This window comes from Nocardiopsis listeri (assembly GCF_020741345.1).
GTDB lineage: Bacteria > Actinomycetota > Actinomycetes > Streptosporangiales > Streptosporangiaceae > Nocardiopsis > Nocardiopsis listeri_A.
Genome location: NZ_DYZD01000256.1, coordinates 1 through 16,355, shown reverse-complemented (window position 1 = coordinate 16,355; position 16,355 = coordinate 1). Strand labels below are relative to the sequence as shown.

Sequence of the window (16,355 nt, the reverse complement as noted above, 5' to 3'; positions counted from 1 at the left end):
CGGAAGGCCTCATTCGGGGGGCGCAGGGACGACCGTCCAGACGCTGCCGCGGAAATCCCAGGAACCGGTGGGGGGCTCCATGAGCGTACTCGGGTCCATGTCGGCGATGACGTGGAAGTCGCGTTCGGCCTCCTCGCCGTCGGCGACCTCGTCCAGCAGGTTCCACTCCGGCGCGGCGAGCACGGGGGTGCGGTCCCGTTCGTAGACGGCGCTCACCACGCGGTCCACCGATTCCTCGTCGGGAACGTCCATGGCGGCGGTGGGCGCACCGCACACGTTGCGGAACAACGGCATGTAGGCGCCGGCCATCCCCGAGTCCACCACGATGACCGAGGCGTCCTCCGGTAGTGACGCGCACAGGCGTTCGGTCGCCGCGACCGTTCCGACGTCCTGCCGGTACCCCATGATCCCGGCCGCGGAGGTGACCAGGGTGGGGCCGAGCATGGCGACGGCCGCCCCCGCGGCCACCACCGTCGGAAGCGAGCGGGCGAGCGGGCCGCTGCGACCGTACCGGACGGACCGTTCGCAGTAGCGGGTGAGCCAGGCCAGGAACCACAGCGCGAACAGGATGAAGGCCGGTATGACCAGCACGATCAGTCGGCGGCTGGCCCAGGGGTGGTCCGGCGTGATGGCGGGACGCAGCAGGGTCGTGGCGACCGTCCACACGAGCAGCATCGCGGGCAACGACCACTGCGGGTCGCGACGGAGGGTGAGTCGGCGCAGCACCAGGGCGACCCCGAGGGCCGCGAACATCACGGTGCCCAGGCCCACGTACCAGCCCACCCAGTACAGGCTCATGTCGTAGTAGGTGCGGCTGCCCTCGATCGGCAGTCCCTCCGTCTGCTGGACCGCGGCGACCCACTGGTCGGTGAAGTCGCTGCCGTGACCGTAGTCCGGCCACAGCAACGGTCTGATCGCGAAACCGACCATGACCAGGATCGCGAGCAGTCCGACCGCGTTCGGCAGCCACCGCACCCGTTCGGTGTGGGGCGGTCCGTACCGCCAGAGCGCGGCGGTGAGGACGACGGTGAGGAAGATGACGACCGCGCTGATGAGCAGCAGCGGGTTCATCGAATCCGACAGGTACTCCAGGTAGGGCAGCGAGTAGCCGTACCCCGCGACCAGCCCGTAGACCACACCCACGACGAGCCCGCCGAGCAGGGGCAGGGCCTGGCCGCGCCGGGCCACCAGCAACAGTCCGACGAAACCGATCACCGGCAGCAGATCGCGGATGGCGTCGATGCGCACCAACGCCCCGAGGCCGAGCGCCACCCCGGCGATCGCGGCGAGCGTGTGACCCGTGCCCCACCTGTCGGTGAGGGCGCGTCTTCGGCTCAGGGCGTCGAACGCGAGGACCAGACCGCCCAGGAGCAGGATCTGGGCGAGCGGCTCACTGTAGGTGAACCTGCTGACCCACTGTTGGGGCAGGCAGACCGCCAGGACCAGCGCGGCCAGGGGCGCCCAGCGCGCACCGACCAGGCGGGCGGTGAGACCGGCGAAGGTGAGGACGCCGAGCGCGCCGAGGATCGGGGTGGTGACGAGCATGCCGTCGAGCCCGCCCAGCCAGTAGCCGATCGACAGCACCAGGGGGGCGCCCGCCATGAACTGTGGCCAGATGACGTCGTCGCGCTCGTAGTGGGCCAGGCTCTGGTAGTTGAGCGCCGGATCGTCACCGGCGATGAGTTCGCGCTGCTGCGGGATGGGCAGGAACCCGTTCTCCGCGATCCACGACGTGTACATGGCGTAGGAGGCGGGATCGCGTCGGATCACCAACGTCTCGGCGTGGTAGGCGATCTGGACCGCGGCGAAGGCGACCGTGATGAGCAGCACCGCCACCACCGGCCACCACGAGAGGTGGTCCTCGTCGAGGTCGGGGATCAGGCGGGGCGACAGCGCGCAGGCCACCAGCACCGCGGGCGCCCCCAGAAGGAGCCCGAGCAGCGGGGTGAACCAGCCCGCGACCAGCAGGGGGAAGGCTACGAGGAGCCAGGCCGAGAGGGCGATCGCGGGGAGCGCGGTCACACGGGCGAGGAACCGTCCGGGAAGCAAGCGCATGGGGCAACTCTGGCAGTTCCCGCACCGGTACGCACACCGACGCCGCCCTCACACCTCCTTCCTCACGGGCCGTGACGTCGGCCGTGGTCGTCCTCCGCTCCCCCGGGGCTCCTACCATGAGGGCCATGTCCGATTCTCCCGCGCCGCTGTGGCGCGCTCTCGTCTCAGCCGATCCCGCCCGCCCGTTCGTGACCTCCTACGACGATCTCGGGGACCGGGTGGAGTTGTCCCGGGCCACCCTGGACAACTGGGTCTCCAAGACCTCGAACATGCTGGTGGACGGCTTCGGTACCCAGCCGGGCGACCGGGTGGCGGTGGCGTTGCCGCCGCACTGGCAGTCGTTGGCGTGGCTGCTGTCCTGCTGGTCGGTGGGTGCGTCGGCGGTGCTGGACGGATCAGGCGACGTGGCCCCGAACACCGAGGTGGCGGTGGCCGGCCCCGATCACCTGTCGGCGGCTCAGGACAGCGGTGCGGAGGAGGTCGTGGGCACCTCCCTCGATTCCTTGGGGATGCCGCTCAAGGAGGTGCCGGCGATGGTCACCGACTACACCGTGGAGGTGCGCGGGCACGGCGACCACTTCCAGCCCTATCCCGTCGATGCCGGCGAGACCGCGTTGGAGGTGGGTGAGCGGGCGCTGACCGGTGCCGAGGTGGTGGCGGCGGGCCGGGCCCGCGCCGAGGCCTGGGGGCTGGCCGAGGGTGACCGGATGGCCGTGGTGGTCGCCTCCGACGCCCCGTTGACTGCCCTGGGCGAGGACCTGTCGGTGCTCACCGCCGCGATCGTCTCCGGCGTTCCGCTGGTGTTGACCCCCGCCCCGGCCGCCGGCGAGGAGGAGCGATTCCTCAAGCGGTTGGGGACCGAACGGGTGAGCGTGGTGTACGGACGGGTTCCCGAGGGCGACGCGTCCTTCCGGCGGGTGGACTGAGCGGACCACCGCGACGGTTCAGACCACCAGGTCATGGCCGGGGTCGCGGCCCTTGGCGCGTTCGCGGTCGCCGCGTTCCTTGTCGGCACGGGCGGCCTCACGGGCCGTCCGTTCCTCGCGGGCGATCCGCTCCATCTCGGCGCGGTACTGATCGGCGGCCTGGGCGCTGTGGTCGGGGTGCATGGGGGTCTCCGGGGGTTCATCGGCCGGGGGTCGTTCCCCCGGCTGATCCCAGACTCGGTCTAAGGACCCCGACGGCACATCGGAAGACCTCATCGAAGCGCGAGGCCGCGGCCCCCTTAGACGGGTCGGCCGCGGCCTCGCGGGTGCCTCAGATCGCCCGTGCCCTCCTTAGACGAAGGAGCGCGCGGCGCGGGTGCGCCGGTGCTCAGGACTCACGGTAGTAGGGGTCCAGGGCGGCGCCCTCGCGACGTTCCCGGTCGTAGGTGTACACCTCACGACCGCCGACGAACACGCGCAGGGCGCGGCTCATGATGTCGAGCGGGTCGCCGGACCAGACCACCACGTCGGCGTCCAGACCGGGCCTGAGGGAGCCCACCCGGTCGTCCAGGCCCATGATCTCGGCGGGGTTGAGGGTCAGGGCGCGGATCGCGGCGTCGCGGTCCATCCCCTCCTTCACGCACAGGATCGCCTGGTAGACGAGGAACTCCACCGGGATGACCGGGGCGTCGGTGGTGAGGGCGACCTTGACGCCCGCGCGGTCCAGGATGCCGGGGTTGGCCAGGGTCCGGTTGCCGACCTCCACCTTGGAACGGGAGGTCATCAGCGGGCCGGTGATGACGGGGATGTCGCGCGCGGCGATCTCGTCGGCCAGCAGGTGGCCCTCGGTGCAGTGGTTGATGATGAGTCGGTATCCGAACTCGTCGGCCAGACGCATCGCGGTGTGCATGTCGTCGGCGCGGTGCACGTGCTGGCACCAGGGAACCTCGCCGTCCAGCACCTGGACCAGGGTCTCCAGCGTGTTGTCACGGTCGAAGGGCTTGCCCTCCTCCGCGGCGTGGTCCCGCTTGGCCTTGTAGTCCTGGGCCTTGGTGAAGGCGTCGCGGATGACCGCGGCCACGCCCTGACGGGTGGAGGGGAGCGTGTCCTTGTTGCCGTAGACGCGTTTGGGGTTCTCGCCGAGGGCGCTCTTGACGCTGGCGGGTTCCTTGAGCAGACGGTCCTCGACGCTGCGACCCCACATCTTGATGGCGACGGTGCGGCCGCCGATGGGGTTGCCCGAGCCGGGCTTGATCACGGAGCTGGTGACACCGCCCGACAGCGCGTCGACGAATCCCTGGTCGGCGGGGTTGATGGCGTCGATGGCACGCATGCGGGCGCCGTTGGGGTCGGTCATCTCGTTGGTGTCGTCACCGGCCCAGCCGATGGTCTCCTCGTGGATGCCGACGTGCCCGTGCGCCTCGACGAAGCCGGGCAGGACCCACTGGCCCGCCGCGTCGACGACCTCGGCGCCCTCGGGGACGGCGACCTCGTCCGCCGTCCCCACGGCGGTGATGCGACCGTCGGAGATCAGGACCGTCCCGCCCTCGATGGGGTCCCCCGCGACGGGCACGACGTATCCGGAAGTGATAGCGATATCCATGGCGGGCAACCTAACCCATGCCCGGGTACGCTCCCAAGACCTTTACCGCACCGATCATCCAACGACCCGCTCTCGGGGTCATCCCTCGGGCCAGCGAGCGATGAGGAGTTCGGAGTCGGGGGTGAGCCCGACGCTCGCCTCCTCGATGGAGTCGCGCACCTTCCGGCAGTGTCCGACGTCCTCGCTGTCGGCGGTGAGATCGCCGCCCTGGGTGGCGAAGGCGTACACCATGCTGGGCCGGTCGGCGAACTCCATGATCCGGAACGCGCCGCCCAACCCCGGGTGGTAGGGGGTGTCCTCGGGGATGGTCGCGAGGTCGACGATGCCCGCCTCGACCAGGTCTGCGAGGAAGTCGCGTTGACCGTTGAGGACCGCCGCCCCGCCCTGGGGTCGGCGCAGCACCGACTCGTTGACGACCACCCGCAACGCGGGGCCCTCGGGGCCGGTCATCGCCGCGCGGTAGGCCATCTCCTCGTCCACCATGGCCTCGATGTCGTCGGGCTCCAGGTCGGAGTGCCGCGGGCCCAGCACCGCCCGCGAGTATTCACGGGTACGCAGGAAGACCGGAACGGTCATGGGCTGGTGTTCCCACAATCGTGCGGCGTGGGTACCGAGTTCTCGCATGTCGCCGAACTCGTTGGGAAAGGCCTCCGCCTGCAACGTGATGGCCCAGGCGTCGAGCAGTTGGTGCTCGGTGCCCAGGGCGGTGTCGACTCGTTCGACCAGGGAACGGGCCGGTCTACAGTGCGCGTCCTCCACCTCACGGAGCTTGTCGTCGGTGACCCCGACACTCCTGGCGAGCTCACTGCGTGAAAGCCCCCGGTCGGATCGGGCACGCAGGATCCGAGCCCCGAAGGGGAGCCACATCGCCGACGGCAACGTCGAATTCATGCCCATGACCTCTCCCGATTCTGCCGACACCTCTGGGGGCCTGGAGTGACGTACCCTCGTTGCGACGCCCCAGCCCCCGGACTTCGACCTTCTCCTGCTCCCGGGTGGCCGGTCAAGCGACTCGGCGGGTGCGGCCATCCGTGACAAGTCGGCACAAAGTCCGCGATGTCGTTCTTCCCCTGTCGAGTGTTTCCCCCGATTGGAAGGTCTGTTGGTCTACCTCGCCCTCGTCGCCACGGTCCTGTCCCTGGTGTTCTGGGTCTACGTGCTCTTCGACGTCATCGGCTCCGAATCGGAAAGGGTCCGTCTCCTGCCCAAGACCGCCTGGGCGGTGATCGTCCTGCTACTGCCGAAGATCGGCCCCGCGGCGTGGTTCCTCCTGGGCCGCCCGCCACGTGACCGGAAGCCCGTCGAGGGTCCGATGGGGTCGTCCTCGCCGTTCCCGGAGTACGACCACCCGGGCAGGGCGCGCGCCTCGACCGCAGAGGAGGACGAGGCGTTCCTGCGGCAGTGCCGCGAGCGGGCCGAAGAACAGCGCGCCCGGGCCAGGGAGTTGCAGGCCCGCGAGGAGCGCGAACGCCTCGAACGGCGGCGAGGGCAGCGGGAGGAAGGCCTGGAACAGGGCGAACGTGGCGCCGACGAGGACCCGACGGAGCCCGCACCCTGAGCTCCACGGGGCCCGGGCGAATAAGTCCCGAACATCTGGACTGCCCGGATTCGCAGTACGCTGAAGCCGCCCCGCCGCGAACCTGACCTTCCGGAAGTGACCCGATGAACCGCTTGACTCTGCCGGTATCGATCCTCGCCTGCGCCGCCTTGTTCGCCTCCTCGGCCTGCCAGGCCGAGGAGGCCGCGCCCGAGACCGACGCCCCGTCCCCCGACGCCTCGGAGGAATCCCCGCTGCCCGCAGAGGTGGACATCACCGGGGTGGAGGGCGCGACCCTGCACACCAGCGAGGGCGACATCGAACTGGAACTGCTCCCCGACGACGCCCCCATCACCGTCTCCAACTTCGTCGGCCTGGCCGAGGGCGGCCTCGCGACCAACCCGGAGACGGGCGAGGAACAGTTCTACGACGGGACGATCTTCCACCGGATCATCCCGGACTTCATGGTCCAGGGCGGTGACCCGGAGGGCACAGGTCGCGGCGGCCCCGGCTACCAGTTCCCCGACGAGTTCGACTCCGGACTGACCTTCGACGAGCCGGGCATGCTGGCCATGGCCAACTCGGGTCCGGCCACCAACGGCTCCCAGTTCTTCATCACGGTCGAGCCGACCCCGCACCTGAACAACATGCACACGATCTTCGGCAAGGTCGCCGACGAGGAGTCGATGGAGATCGTGAACGCGATCTCCGCCGTGGAGACCGACGCCAACGACAAGCCGAACAGCGACGTCGTACTGGAGTCGGTCACCATCGACCGCGCCGACGACTGACCCGGCGGCCGACACCCGACGGCGTCGGGCGAAGGTTCGGTGAACGTCCGGGGGTGGTGGGACGGGGTCCCGCCACCCCTTTTCGTGTGCGGCCCCTCAACGCCGGTCCGGTCGGAAGCCGGTCAGCGGCGACGCTTGGCGCGGGCGGCGCGGGCGCGTTCGACCGCCGGGCCGATCTCCGCGACCAGCCGTGCCACGTCCTCCGAGGTGGAGGTCCGTCCCAGGGACAGGCGCAGGCTGCTCAACGCCATGTCGGTGTCGGCCCCGGTGGCCAGCAACACGTGGCTGGGCTGGGCGACCCCGGCGGAACAGGCCGAACCCGTCGAGCAGGAGACACCGCGGGCGTCGAGGAGCATCAACAGCGCGTCGCCCTCACAGCCGGGGAAGGACAGGTGGGCGATGCCCGGCAACCGCCGATCGGGGTCGCCGTTGACCACCACGTCCGGGACGGCCGCACGGACCCCGGCCTCCAGTTCGTCGCGCAAAGAGGCCAGGTGCTTGGCGTGCTCCTCCCTCTCGGCCACCGCCAGGCCCACCGCGGTGGACAGGCCACGGGTGAGCGGTGCGGGCAGGGTGCCGGAACGGATGTCGCGTTCCTGGCCGCCACCGTGCAGGACCGGGGTCGGGGTCAGGCCTCGTGCCAGGACCAGGGCGCCCGCGCCCACCGGACCGCCGAGCTTGTGGCCGCTCAGGGTCAGCGCGCTCACCCCGCTGTCGGCGAAGTCCACCTCCTCCACGCCCACTGCCTGGACCGCGTCGGTGTGGAAGGGGACACCGAACTCGGCGGCGACCGCGGCCAGTTCCCGAACCGGTTGCAGGGTGCCGATCTCGTTGTTGGCCCACATCACCGAAACCACGGCCACCGATCCGGGGTCGCGTTCGATGGCGGCGCGCAGCGCACTCGGGCCGACCCGGCCGACCGCGTCCACCGGGAGTTCCTCGTACACCGCGCCCTGGTGGTCGGCCATCCACCGGGCCGGATCGAGGGCGGCGTGGTGTTCCACGGCGCTGATCAGGATCCGGGTGCGTGCGGGGTCCTCGGCGTTGCGGGCCCAGTACAGGCCCTTGATGGCGATGTTGTTCGATTCGGTGCCGCCTGCGGTGAAGACGACCTCGTGCGGGGTGGCGCCGACCGCCGCCGCGATCGACTCGCGCGCCTCCTCGACGGTTCGGCGGGCGGCACGTCCGTGTCCGTGCAGGGAGGACGGGTTACCGAGGGCGCCGAGCCGCGCCGTGATCTCGGCGATCACCTCGGGTCGGACGTCGGTCGTGGCTGCGTGATCCAGATACACCATGGCGCGATCAAGGATACGTGGGACGTTCCGGCCTCCCGCCCGTGGCCGGCCACGGCACCCGGTCGAGCACGGGTTCCCCGCCGGCTTCGCGCCGTCCACCCTTCGCCCCGGTCGTCCGCGGGCCGCACACGTGATCCTCCAGGTCGGGCCCCGGACCGATAGCCTTGGACCATGCCTGATTCCGCGTCCACGCCGTCCCACCGGAACGACACCCCCACCGGGGAGCACTGGCCCGCGCCCACCGCGGGCACCCCCGTGCACGCCCGGATCCACCTGCCCGGATCCAAGTCCATCACCAACCGGGCCCTGGTCCTCGCGGCCCTTTCGGAGGAACCGTGCCTGGTGCGCAACCCTCTGGTGAGCCGGGACAGCGAGCTCATGGTGGGCGCGCTGCGGGCGCTGGGCGTCACGGTCACCGAGGTGCCCTCGAACGACCCGGCCACACCGGACCTGTCCATCACCCCCGCCCCACTGCGCGGCCCGGCCACGGTGGACGTGGGCAACGCGGGCACCGTCATGCGGTTCGTGCCGCCCCTGGCCGCCCTGGCCTCGGGAGACGTGCGTTTCGACGGCGACCCCCGGGCCCGTGAACGGCCGGTGGGCGAGCTCCTCGGCGCCCTGCGCGCCCTGGGGGCCGACGTCGACGACCAGGGGCGAGGCGCGTTCCCGCTGACCATCCACGGCACCGGTTCCGTGCGTGGTGGCGAGGTCGTCCTGGACGCCTCGGGTTCCTCCCAGTTCGTGTCCGCGCTGCTGCTCAGCGGCGCCCGCTTCACCGAGGGGGTGCACCTGCGCCACCAGGGCCCACCGGTGCCCTCCCAGCCGCACCTGGACATGACGATCGAGATGCTGCGCGCCGTCGGGGTCGAGGTCACCACCGGGCAGAACTCCTGGAAGGTGGCGCCCGGCCCGTTGCGCGCCACCGAGATCACCGTCGACCCGGACCTGTCCAACGCCGCCCCCTTCCTCGCCGCGGCTCTGGTCTCCAAGGGCGATGTGACCGTCGACGGGTGGCCGGAGCAGACCACCCAGGCCGGTGACGCCCTGCGCGGCCTGCTCACCAGGATGGGCGGTGAGGTCTCCCGTACCGCCGATGGCGGCCTGACCGTGCGCGGAACCGGAGCGATCCACGGCATCACCGTCGACCTGCACGACGTCGGCGAGCTCACCCCCACCATCGCCGTGCTGGCCGCCCTGGCCGACTCCCCGTCCCGGCTGACCGGCATCGCCCACCTGCGCCGACACGAGACCGACCGCATCGCGGCCCTGGCCACCGAGATCAACCGGCTCGGCGGGGACGCCGAGGAACTGCCCGACGGACTGGTGATCCGCCCACGTCCACTGCACGGCGGGGTGTTCCACTCCTACGACGACCACCGGATGGCCACGTCCGGCGCGGTGATCGGGCTCGCGGTGCCCGGAGTGGAGGTGGAGAACATCGCCACCACCCGCAAGACCATCCCCGACTTCCCGGGGCTGTGGTCGGAGGTCCTGTCATGAGTCGTACGCGGGGCGGAGGACGTCACCTCGACGAGGACGACATCCGGGTGCGCGCCCGGGGCGGGTCCAGACCCCGTACCACCAAGCGACCCAAGCATGAGGACGCCCGCAAGGGTCTGGTCACCGCCGTGGACCGGGGCCGGTACCGCTGTCTGGTGGACCGGGTGCCCGTGGTGGCGATGAAGGCCCGCGAACTGGGCCGGGGCTCCATCGTGGTGGGCGACAGGGTCGACCTGGTCGGCGACCTGTCCGGCAGACCCGACACCCTGGCCCGGGTGGTCCGGGTTCGCGAACGTGAGTCCGTGCTCAGACGCACCGCCGACGACACCGACCCGGTGGAGCGGGTGATCGTGGCCAACGCCGACCAGCTCGCCATCGTGTGCGCGCTGGCCGACCCCGCACCACAACCGCGTTTCGTGGACCGGTGCCTGGTGGCCGCCTACGACGCCGGGCTGGAACCCCTGTTGTGCCTGACCAAAGCCGACCTGGCCTCCCCCAACGAGATGCTCGGCGTCTACGAGCCCCTGGGGCTGCCCTACGAGGTGCTGGGCCCGGACGAGGATCTGAGCGGGCTGCGCGCACGCCTGGCCGGACGGACCACCGTGTTCGTGGGTTCGTCCGGAGTGGGCAAGTCCACCCTGGTCAACCGACTGGTCCCGAGCGCCGAACGGGCCGTCGGGCACGTCAACGCCGTCACCGGCCGCGGTCGTCACACGTCCACTTCGGCCTCGGCCCTGGAGTTCGAGGCCGGCTGGCTGATCGACACCCCGGGGGTACGCAGCTTCGGTTTGGCGCACATCGACCCGGACGACATCGTCGCGGGCTTCCACGATCTCGACGAGTTCGCCGTGGACTGCCCACCGGAGTGCACCCACCAGGAGGACGCACCCGGCTGTGCCATCTCCGCGGCCCTGGAGCGGGGCGAGATCGACACGGATCGGGTCGCCTCGTTGCGCCGGCTGCTGAGCAGCCGTGAGGGCGAGGACGACACCGAACCCTCCTCCGCCCCGGCCGGCCCGCACAGCTGACCGCCCCCGGCCGTGCCGGTCGCCACGGACAGGGCCCCGGACCGCACGTGAGGGGACAGGGCCGGACCTTCGTTCGCTCGCGCCCTACGAGAGCATGCCGTGGACGACCATCTCGACGCGGCGCGCGGCGCGGTCGGGATCGATGGGCTGTAGCGAGTAGGAGACGATCAGTCTCAGCGTGACGTCGGCCACCGCCTCGGTGACCGACGGGTCGGCGGCCGGACAGCGTTCCCTCAGGGTGCGGGTGATCCGTTCCCCGAGGACGTCCATGAGCGGCTCGGCCCGGGTGGTCACCACGGGGAGCAGTTCGTCGTCGCCGGTGACCACGGCCCGCAGCAGCGGGCTGTCCCTGGCCGCCAACAGGACCATGCGGGTGGTACGGCTGACGGCGTGCGCGGGGTCGTGCCCGTCGGATTCCAGCACCCGGACGACCTCGTCCAGGAGTGTGTTCACCTCGCGCACCACCACCGACTGGAGCAGTCCCTCCTTGCTGCCGAACACGTTGTAGAGGGTCTGCCTGGACACACCGGCGGCCGTGGCGATGTCGACCATCCGACGCTCGCCCCAGTGGCCGGCGAGCACCTCGGCGTAGGCCGCGTCCAGCAGCCGTTCGCGCGCGCCGGTGCTCGCCCCACCGCGTCTGACCCCGCTCACGGTTTCCATGGTTCCATCCTCGCAGCCGCCCGGGTATCGCTTCTCCGGCTCGGGCGCCCTCTCCTGCCGCCGGAGTCCCCTAACACTCTGATCACGTGCGAGTGCCGCTTTGGCCATGTTCGTGACCGGGACGGTAGCGTTACCGGCCATGGTGTCCTTTGACGATGATCTGCGGCTGGCCCACGTGCTCGCCGACGCTGCCGACGACATCGCGATGAAGCATTTCCGCGCGCTGGATCTGGTCGTCGAGACCAAACCGGACCTCACTCCGGTCACCGAGGCCGACCGCACCGTCGAGGAGACCCTGCGCAGTGTGCTCTCTCGTGCGCGCCCCCGGGACGCGGTGGTCGGCGAGGAGTACGGCAAGAGCGGGAACAGCAACCGGGTGTGGGTCATCGACCCCATCGACGGCACCAAGAACTACGTTCGGGGCGTCCCGGTGTGGGCGACCCTCATCGCCCTGCTGGAGGGCGACCGGCCGGTGGTCGGTCTGATCTCCGCCCCGGCCCTGCACCGCCGCTGGTGGGCCTCCAAGGGTGGCGGCACCTGGTCCGGCCGCAGTCTGTCCAAGGCCACGCGCTGCCAGGTCTCCAAGGTGAGCGAACTGTCGGACGCCTCGTTCAGCTACTCGTCGCTGACCGGCTGGGAGGAACAGGGCCGCCTGGAGTCGTTCCTCGGTCTGACCCGTTCGGTCTGGCGGACCCGCGCCTACGGTGACTTCTGGTCGCACGTGATGGTCGCGGAGGGCACAGTGGACATCGCCGCCGAACCCGAACTGTCGCTGTGGGACGCCGCTCCGCTGCCGATCATCCTGGAGGAGGCCGGCGGGCGCGCCACCGACCTGCGAGGTGAGGGCTTCGTCGACGGCGGCCCCCTGGTGTGCAGTAACGGCGTGCTCCACGACCAGGCCCTGACCTGGCTCAACGGCGGACCCACCCCGCTACGACGCCACTGATAACACGCTTCGCGTCTACTCGAACACGTTACGTAGTAGCGTGCGCCGTGTGCTGACCACGACAACCCATCCACGGCGCGCGATCGTACTCTGCTGGGCGGTCCTCCTCCTGGCCACCGCCTGCGGCACCGACGGCCACGGTCACAGCCCCCGGCGGCTCAGCGAGATGATCGCCGAGGGCGTGCGCGACTCCGTCGAGACCGGTCCGCCGGGGCTCGGTACGTCCGGCTCCCTCTACGACCCGGGCGACTTCGCGTGCGCCCCCGCGGTGGACCCACAGGTCCCCGGGGACTGGCGCAGCCAGGCCCCTCGGGTGACCCTCGAACCCGGAGAGCCCGTCGAAATCGGCCTGTCCGACGCCGCCGGCGGCCCCACCCGGAACATCGTCGCGACCGTGACCACCCCCGACGGCGGGACCGCCTCCGCCGAGGTCGACCTCGGCCAGGACGAATGGGTCTTCCTGGTCTTCCCCGACGACTTCGACGTCGGCCCCACCACGAGCGGCGCGCACACCGTGCTGTGGACCGACGATTCGGGCGACCCCGTAACGTGCGACGGCTTCGAGGTCGGCTGAGACCCGCCCTCACCCTCGGCGGCCGGATCCGGCCGGCCGAAAAAGCCCCAGAAGTGAACCGAGAACCCCCTCCCCCGCGATGAGTCTGTTGACGGCCCGCCCTCTCGGGCCGCCCCGGCGCCACCGACACCACCGCGCCGGGTCCTACAGACACACGGGAAGGGGCTCCATGCTGCGTTCCCTCACCGCCGGGATCGTGCTGGCCTTCGCCGGTTCTCGGGCCAACGTCGCCCGGACCATCCTTTCCTGCGCGGGGATCGTCGTCGGTGTCGGCGCGTTGATCATGGTCGTCACCGCCGGCGACCTCGGTCAGCGTTACGCCACCGCCTTCAGCGAGGCCAACGCCGGACGCGCGGCCACCATCGAGGCCATGGCCTTCACCCCCATCAGCGACATGGGCGCCTACGAGGAGGACCTGGTCCGCGCCGGCGCCCAGGACGTCTCGCTCCAACAGGCCCCCCAACAGGAGGTCCTCTTCCGTTCGGGGGACGAGGTCCTCGACTTCGTGAACGTCACCGCCGTGGACGCCTCCCTCGCCGACATCCGACGGATCAACGTCCCCGAGGGTCGCTGGTTCACCGATGCGGACCAGGGGTCGCGCGCTCCGGTCCTGGTCGTCAACCAGGCCCTCGCCGCCACCCTCGGCGACCGGACCGAACTCCAGATGGGCACCGACCACTGGATCGACGTGCGGGTGGTCGGCGTCTCCGAGGGTTCCGCCCTGGACGGCGACTGGTACTCCGCCTACCTGCTGCGTTCCCCCGCCTCGGAGGAGATCATCTTCGGCCCCACCTGGGACCCCGACATCGGGGGCTTCCAGGAGGGAGGCGAGGACCTGGGGATCACACACCTGGCCCGGCTGGACCCCTCCGACAGCGCAGCGGACCAGAGGGACGGCGGTACCGAATTCACCGAACGCATGTTGTCGGCGAGTTGGCGATGGAGCGACTCCGAATCGTTCGAGCTCATCGCCTATCGCAGCGACTTCGCCGAGGAGACGGACATCGTCATCACCGCGATGTCGGTGGGGCTGCTCGTCGTCGCAGGCATCACCCTCACCACGGGGCTGCTCGGAGTGCTCAACGTCGGACTGGTCACCGTCCGGGAACGCCGCCGTGAACTGGCCACCTACCGTGCCCTGGGCGCAAGCCGGTTCACTTTGTTCGTGGCGGTGGTCATGGAGTCCGTCGTGGTCTCGGTGGTCGCCGGGATCATCGCCCTGCTGCTGTCGTTCGCCCTGGTCGCGGCGGCGGGGGCCATCATCGGGAACTTCGTCACGCTGCCGCCGGACATCACCATGGCCGTACCCCCCTCGGCCGTGCTGGTCGGTCTGATCAGCGCCGCCTTCGTCGGTCTCTTGGCCGGGATCATCCCCGCGATCCGGGCGCTGCGCGCGTCCGTCGTCGCCGGGCTGCGGGAATAGGAGAAACAGTGAAGAAGTGGATCATCGTCGGCGCGGTCGCGGCCCTGCTGCTGGGACTGGTCGGCTCGGGTTACCTCCTGCTGTCACGCATGGGCTCGGCGCCCACGGACGAGGACGTCATCGGCGCCGCCGCGGACGTGAGCGGGGAACCGGTCGAGGTCGAACTGGGCACCGTCAGCTCACAGCTGGTCCTGGACGCGACCGTCCAGGAGAAACCGGGTGAACCCGTCGAGGCGCGCCAGGGCGGCACCGTCACGCGCCTGTGGTTGAACGACGGAGCCGACGTGGAGGAGGGCGCTCCGGTCGTCAGCGTCTCTCTGCCCGCCGAACCCGACCCCGAGGCCGAGGAGGGCGAGTCGTCCTCCGGAACCCGCGAGGTCACCCTCTACGCGCCCGTGGGCGGCACCGTGTCGGGCCTGAAGGACGTCCGGGTGGACGACGTGCTGGAGCCCGGCGCCAAGGTCGCCACGGTCACCACCGGAGAGTTCCACGCGATCGCCCAGGTGCCGTCCAACGACCTGTACCGGTTCTACGAGGACCCCGGAGAGATCATGCTCCAGGTCGACAAGGGGCCACCCGCCGCCGAGTGCGAGTTCATCGGTCTGGGCGCCGCCGAGCAGGAGGACTCCGGTGAGGAAGGTTCCGAGGGCGGCGGGGGTGGCGGTGGCGGCTCTCAGCTGACCTGCCGGGTCCCCTCCGACCTGACGGTCTTCGACGGGGTTCAGGGCAAGCTCTCGGTGAGCACCGGGGAGGCCGAGAACGTGGTGGTCGTCCCGGTGACCGCGGTGCGCGGCAACGTCGATTCGGGTGAGGTCGTCGTGGTCGACGACGGTGGCTCCGAAGAGGTCCGCGAGGTCTCCCTGGGCATGTCCGACGGACGGTTGATCGAGGTCACCGAGGGGTTGAGCGTGGGCGAACAGGTCCTCGACCCGGTTCCACTGGATTCTCGGTTCGACGTACCCGAGGCCCCGGCGGATGAGGAGTTCGACGACGAGTTCTACGACGAGGACTTCGAGGACGAGATGCTGATCGAGGAGGAGGGCTAGATGTCGCTCGGCACTCCCCTGCCCGTGGCCGTGCCCGCCCGTGGAGCCACGGCCCCACTCCTGCGGATCGAGGGGCTGACCCGGCACTTCATGGTTTCGGGCACCCGTATCGACGTGCTGCGCGACTGCACCTTCGACGTGGCCCGGGGCGAGGTCGTGGCGATCATCGGTCAGTCGGGGTCGGGCAAGTCCACGTTGTTGAACGTACTGGGGCTGCTCGACACGCCCAGTTCGGGTTCCTACACCTTCGACGGGGTCGACACCACCGTCTTGCGCGAAGGTCGCAGGTCACGGCTGCGCGGCGACGGGATCGGCTTCGTCTTCCAGCAGTTCCACCTGTTGGAGCGGCGATCGGCCCTGGCCAACGTGGGCGTGCCGATGGTGCTGGCGGGGGTGCCGGCGCTGCGCCGTCGCGCCCGGGCCAAGGAGTTGTTGGAGTCGGTGGGGCTGGGTCACCGGCTGAGTTCCCAGCCGCACCAGTTGTCCGGCGGTGAGCAGCAGCGTGTGGCCCTGGCGCGCGCCCTCAGCCGCGAACCCGCGCTGCTCCTCGCCGACGAGCCCACGGGCGCCCTGGACGCCGCCAGCAGCACCATGATCATGGACCAGCTCATCGAGCAGGCCCGGGAACACGATTCCGCCGTGGTGGTCGTCACGCACGACCCGAAGGTCGCCGAACGGGCCGACCGTGTGGTGGAACTGGTGGAGGGCCGGACCCGCTGAGCCGATCGCCGGCCAAAGGGCCCAAGGCCCGTTCCGGTCGCCCGTCCTCCCACCCGGGCGATCGGAACGGCGTCGATCCGCCCTCGAATAACCGGTATACGAAAAAACACCGGGTGGATTTCTCCACCCGGTGTTTCCTTTGGTAGCGGGGACAGGATTTGAACCTGCGACCTCTGGGTTATGAGCCCAGCGAGCTACCGAACTGCTCCACCCCGCGTTGTTGTGTCTCCTACTTTAGGGCCTGAACC

At 70.4% G+C, this 16,355-nt stretch carries 16 protein-coding genes and 1 tRNA gene; 10 read left to right on the top strand and 7 right to left on the bottom strand.

The features are described from left to right. Positions 1–9: 9 nt before the first annotated feature. Entirely contained in the window at positions 10–2,055 is a 2,046-nt protein-coding gene (locus K8V84_RS13430) for a hypothetical protein (RefSeq protein ID WP_304074632.1), read from the bottom strand. 125 nt (positions 2,056–2,180) lie between these two features. Between K8V84_RS13430 and K8V84_RS13425 the strand changes: the two genes are divergently transcribed. Continuing rightward, entirely contained in the window at positions 2,181–2,981 is an 801-nt protein-coding gene (locus tag K8V84_RS13425) for a TIGR03089 family protein (RefSeq protein ID WP_304074630.1), read from the top strand. 18 nt (positions 2,982–2,999) lie between these two features. Here the strand turns inward: K8V84_RS13425 and K8V84_RS13420 are convergent, their stop codons facing one another. The 3 genes from K8V84_RS13420 to K8V84_RS13410 all read right to left on the bottom strand — a co-directional run bounded on the left by K8V84_RS13420 (position 3,000) and on the right by K8V84_RS13410 (position 5,475). Continuing rightward, complete coding sequence (locus K8V84_RS13420; RefSeq protein WP_304074629.1) at positions 3,000–3,164, bottom strand: hypothetical protein; 165 nt, start codon at positions 3,162–3,164, stop codon at positions 3,000–3,002. 205 nt (positions 3,165–3,369) lie between these two features. Further along, entirely contained in the window at positions 3,370–4,584 is a 1,215-nt protein-coding gene (locus tag K8V84_RS13415; protein ID WP_304074627.1) for an amidohydrolase, read from the bottom strand. Positions 4,585–4,662: 78 nt separating this feature from the next. Further along, entirely contained in the window at positions 4,663–5,475 is an 813-nt protein-coding gene (locus K8V84_RS13410) for a helix-turn-helix transcriptional regulator (protein WP_304074626.1), read from the bottom strand. Between the two features lie 211 nt (positions 5,476–5,686). On the opposite strand from K8V84_RS13410, the gene K8V84_RS13405 reads away from it, so the two are divergent. Next, a complete protein-coding gene (locus K8V84_RS13405; protein ID WP_304074625.1) occupies positions 5,687–6,142 on the top strand; it encodes a PLD nuclease N-terminal domain-containing protein in 456 nt (151 codons plus the stop codon). A 104-nt stretch (positions 6,143–6,246) separates the two neighbouring features. Next, positions 6,247–6,912, top strand: a complete 666-nt coding sequence (locus K8V84_RS13400; RefSeq protein ID WP_304074624.1) for a peptidylprolyl isomerase — start codon at positions 6,247–6,249, stop codon at positions 6,910–6,912. Positions 6,913–7,034: 122 nt separating this feature from the next. Here the strand turns inward: K8V84_RS13400 and K8V84_RS13395 are convergent, their stop codons facing one another. Beyond that, a complete protein-coding gene (locus tag K8V84_RS13395; RefSeq protein ID WP_304074622.1) occupies positions 7,035–8,207 on the bottom strand; it encodes a cysteine desulfurase family protein in 1,173 nt (390 codons plus the stop codon). Between the two features lie 171 nt (positions 8,208–8,378). Between K8V84_RS13395 and aroA the strand changes: the two genes are divergently transcribed. Both aroA and rsgA read left to right on the top strand, forming a co-directional pair. Beyond that, positions 8,379–9,707 carry a 3-phosphoshikimate 1-carboxyvinyltransferase gene (gene aroA / locus K8V84_RS13390; protein WP_304074621.1) on the top strand — a complete coding sequence of 443 codons (1,329 nt, stop codon included), beginning with the start codon at positions 8,379–8,381 and terminating at the stop codon, positions 9,705–9,707. Continuing rightward, a complete protein-coding gene (rsgA, locus tag K8V84_RS13385; protein ID WP_304074619.1) occupies positions 9,704–10,735 on the top strand; it encodes a ribosome small subunit-dependent GTPase A in 1,032 nt (343 codons plus the stop codon). Before aroA ends, rsgA begins: the two co-directional genes overlap by 4 nt. Positions 10,736–10,819: 84 nt before the next feature. Here rsgA and K8V84_RS13380 read toward each other — a convergent pair whose 3' ends face one another. Further along, positions 10,820–11,398, bottom strand: a complete 579-nt coding sequence (locus K8V84_RS13380) for a TetR family transcriptional regulator (RefSeq protein ID WP_304074618.1) — start codon at positions 11,396–11,398, stop codon at positions 10,820–10,822. A gap of 139 nt (positions 11,399–11,537) precedes the next feature. On the opposite strand from K8V84_RS13380, the gene hisN reads away from it, so the two are divergent. The 5 genes from hisN (at position 11,538) to K8V84_RS13355 (ending at position 16,107) form a co-directional block, all read left to right on the top strand. After that, positions 11,538–12,344: a histidinol-phosphatase gene (hisN, locus tag K8V84_RS13375; protein WP_304074617.1), complete on the top strand. Its 807-nt coding sequence runs from the start codon at positions 11,538–11,540 to the stop codon at positions 12,342–12,344. Between the two features lie 49 nt (positions 12,345–12,393). Next, positions 12,394–12,918 carry a hypothetical protein gene (locus K8V84_RS13370; protein ID WP_304074616.1) on the top strand — a complete coding sequence of 175 codons (525 nt, stop codon included), beginning with the start codon at positions 12,394–12,396 and terminating at the stop codon, positions 12,916–12,918. A gap of 169 nt (positions 12,919–13,087) precedes the next feature. Continuing rightward, complete coding sequence (locus K8V84_RS13365) at positions 13,088–14,341, top strand: ABC transporter permease (RefSeq protein WP_304074614.1); 1,254 nt, start codon at positions 13,088–13,090, stop codon at positions 14,339–14,341. A gap of 8 nt (positions 14,342–14,349) precedes the next feature. Beyond that, positions 14,350–15,387, top strand: a complete 1,038-nt coding sequence (locus K8V84_RS13360; protein WP_304074612.1) for an HlyD family efflux transporter periplasmic adaptor subunit — start codon at positions 14,350–14,352, stop codon at positions 15,385–15,387. Further along, positions 15,388–16,107 (top strand): ABC transporter ATP-binding protein, encoded by a 720-nt coding sequence (locus K8V84_RS13355; protein ID WP_304074610.1) that lies wholly within the window; start codon positions 15,388–15,390, stop codon positions 16,105–16,107. Positions 16,108–16,247: 140 nt separating this feature from the next. On the opposite strand, the gene K8V84_RS13350 is transcribed toward K8V84_RS13355, so the two are convergent. Continuing rightward, positions 16,248–16,324: transfer RNA gene (locus K8V84_RS13350), tRNA-Met, on the bottom strand. Positions 16,325–16,355: the final 31 nt, after the last annotated feature.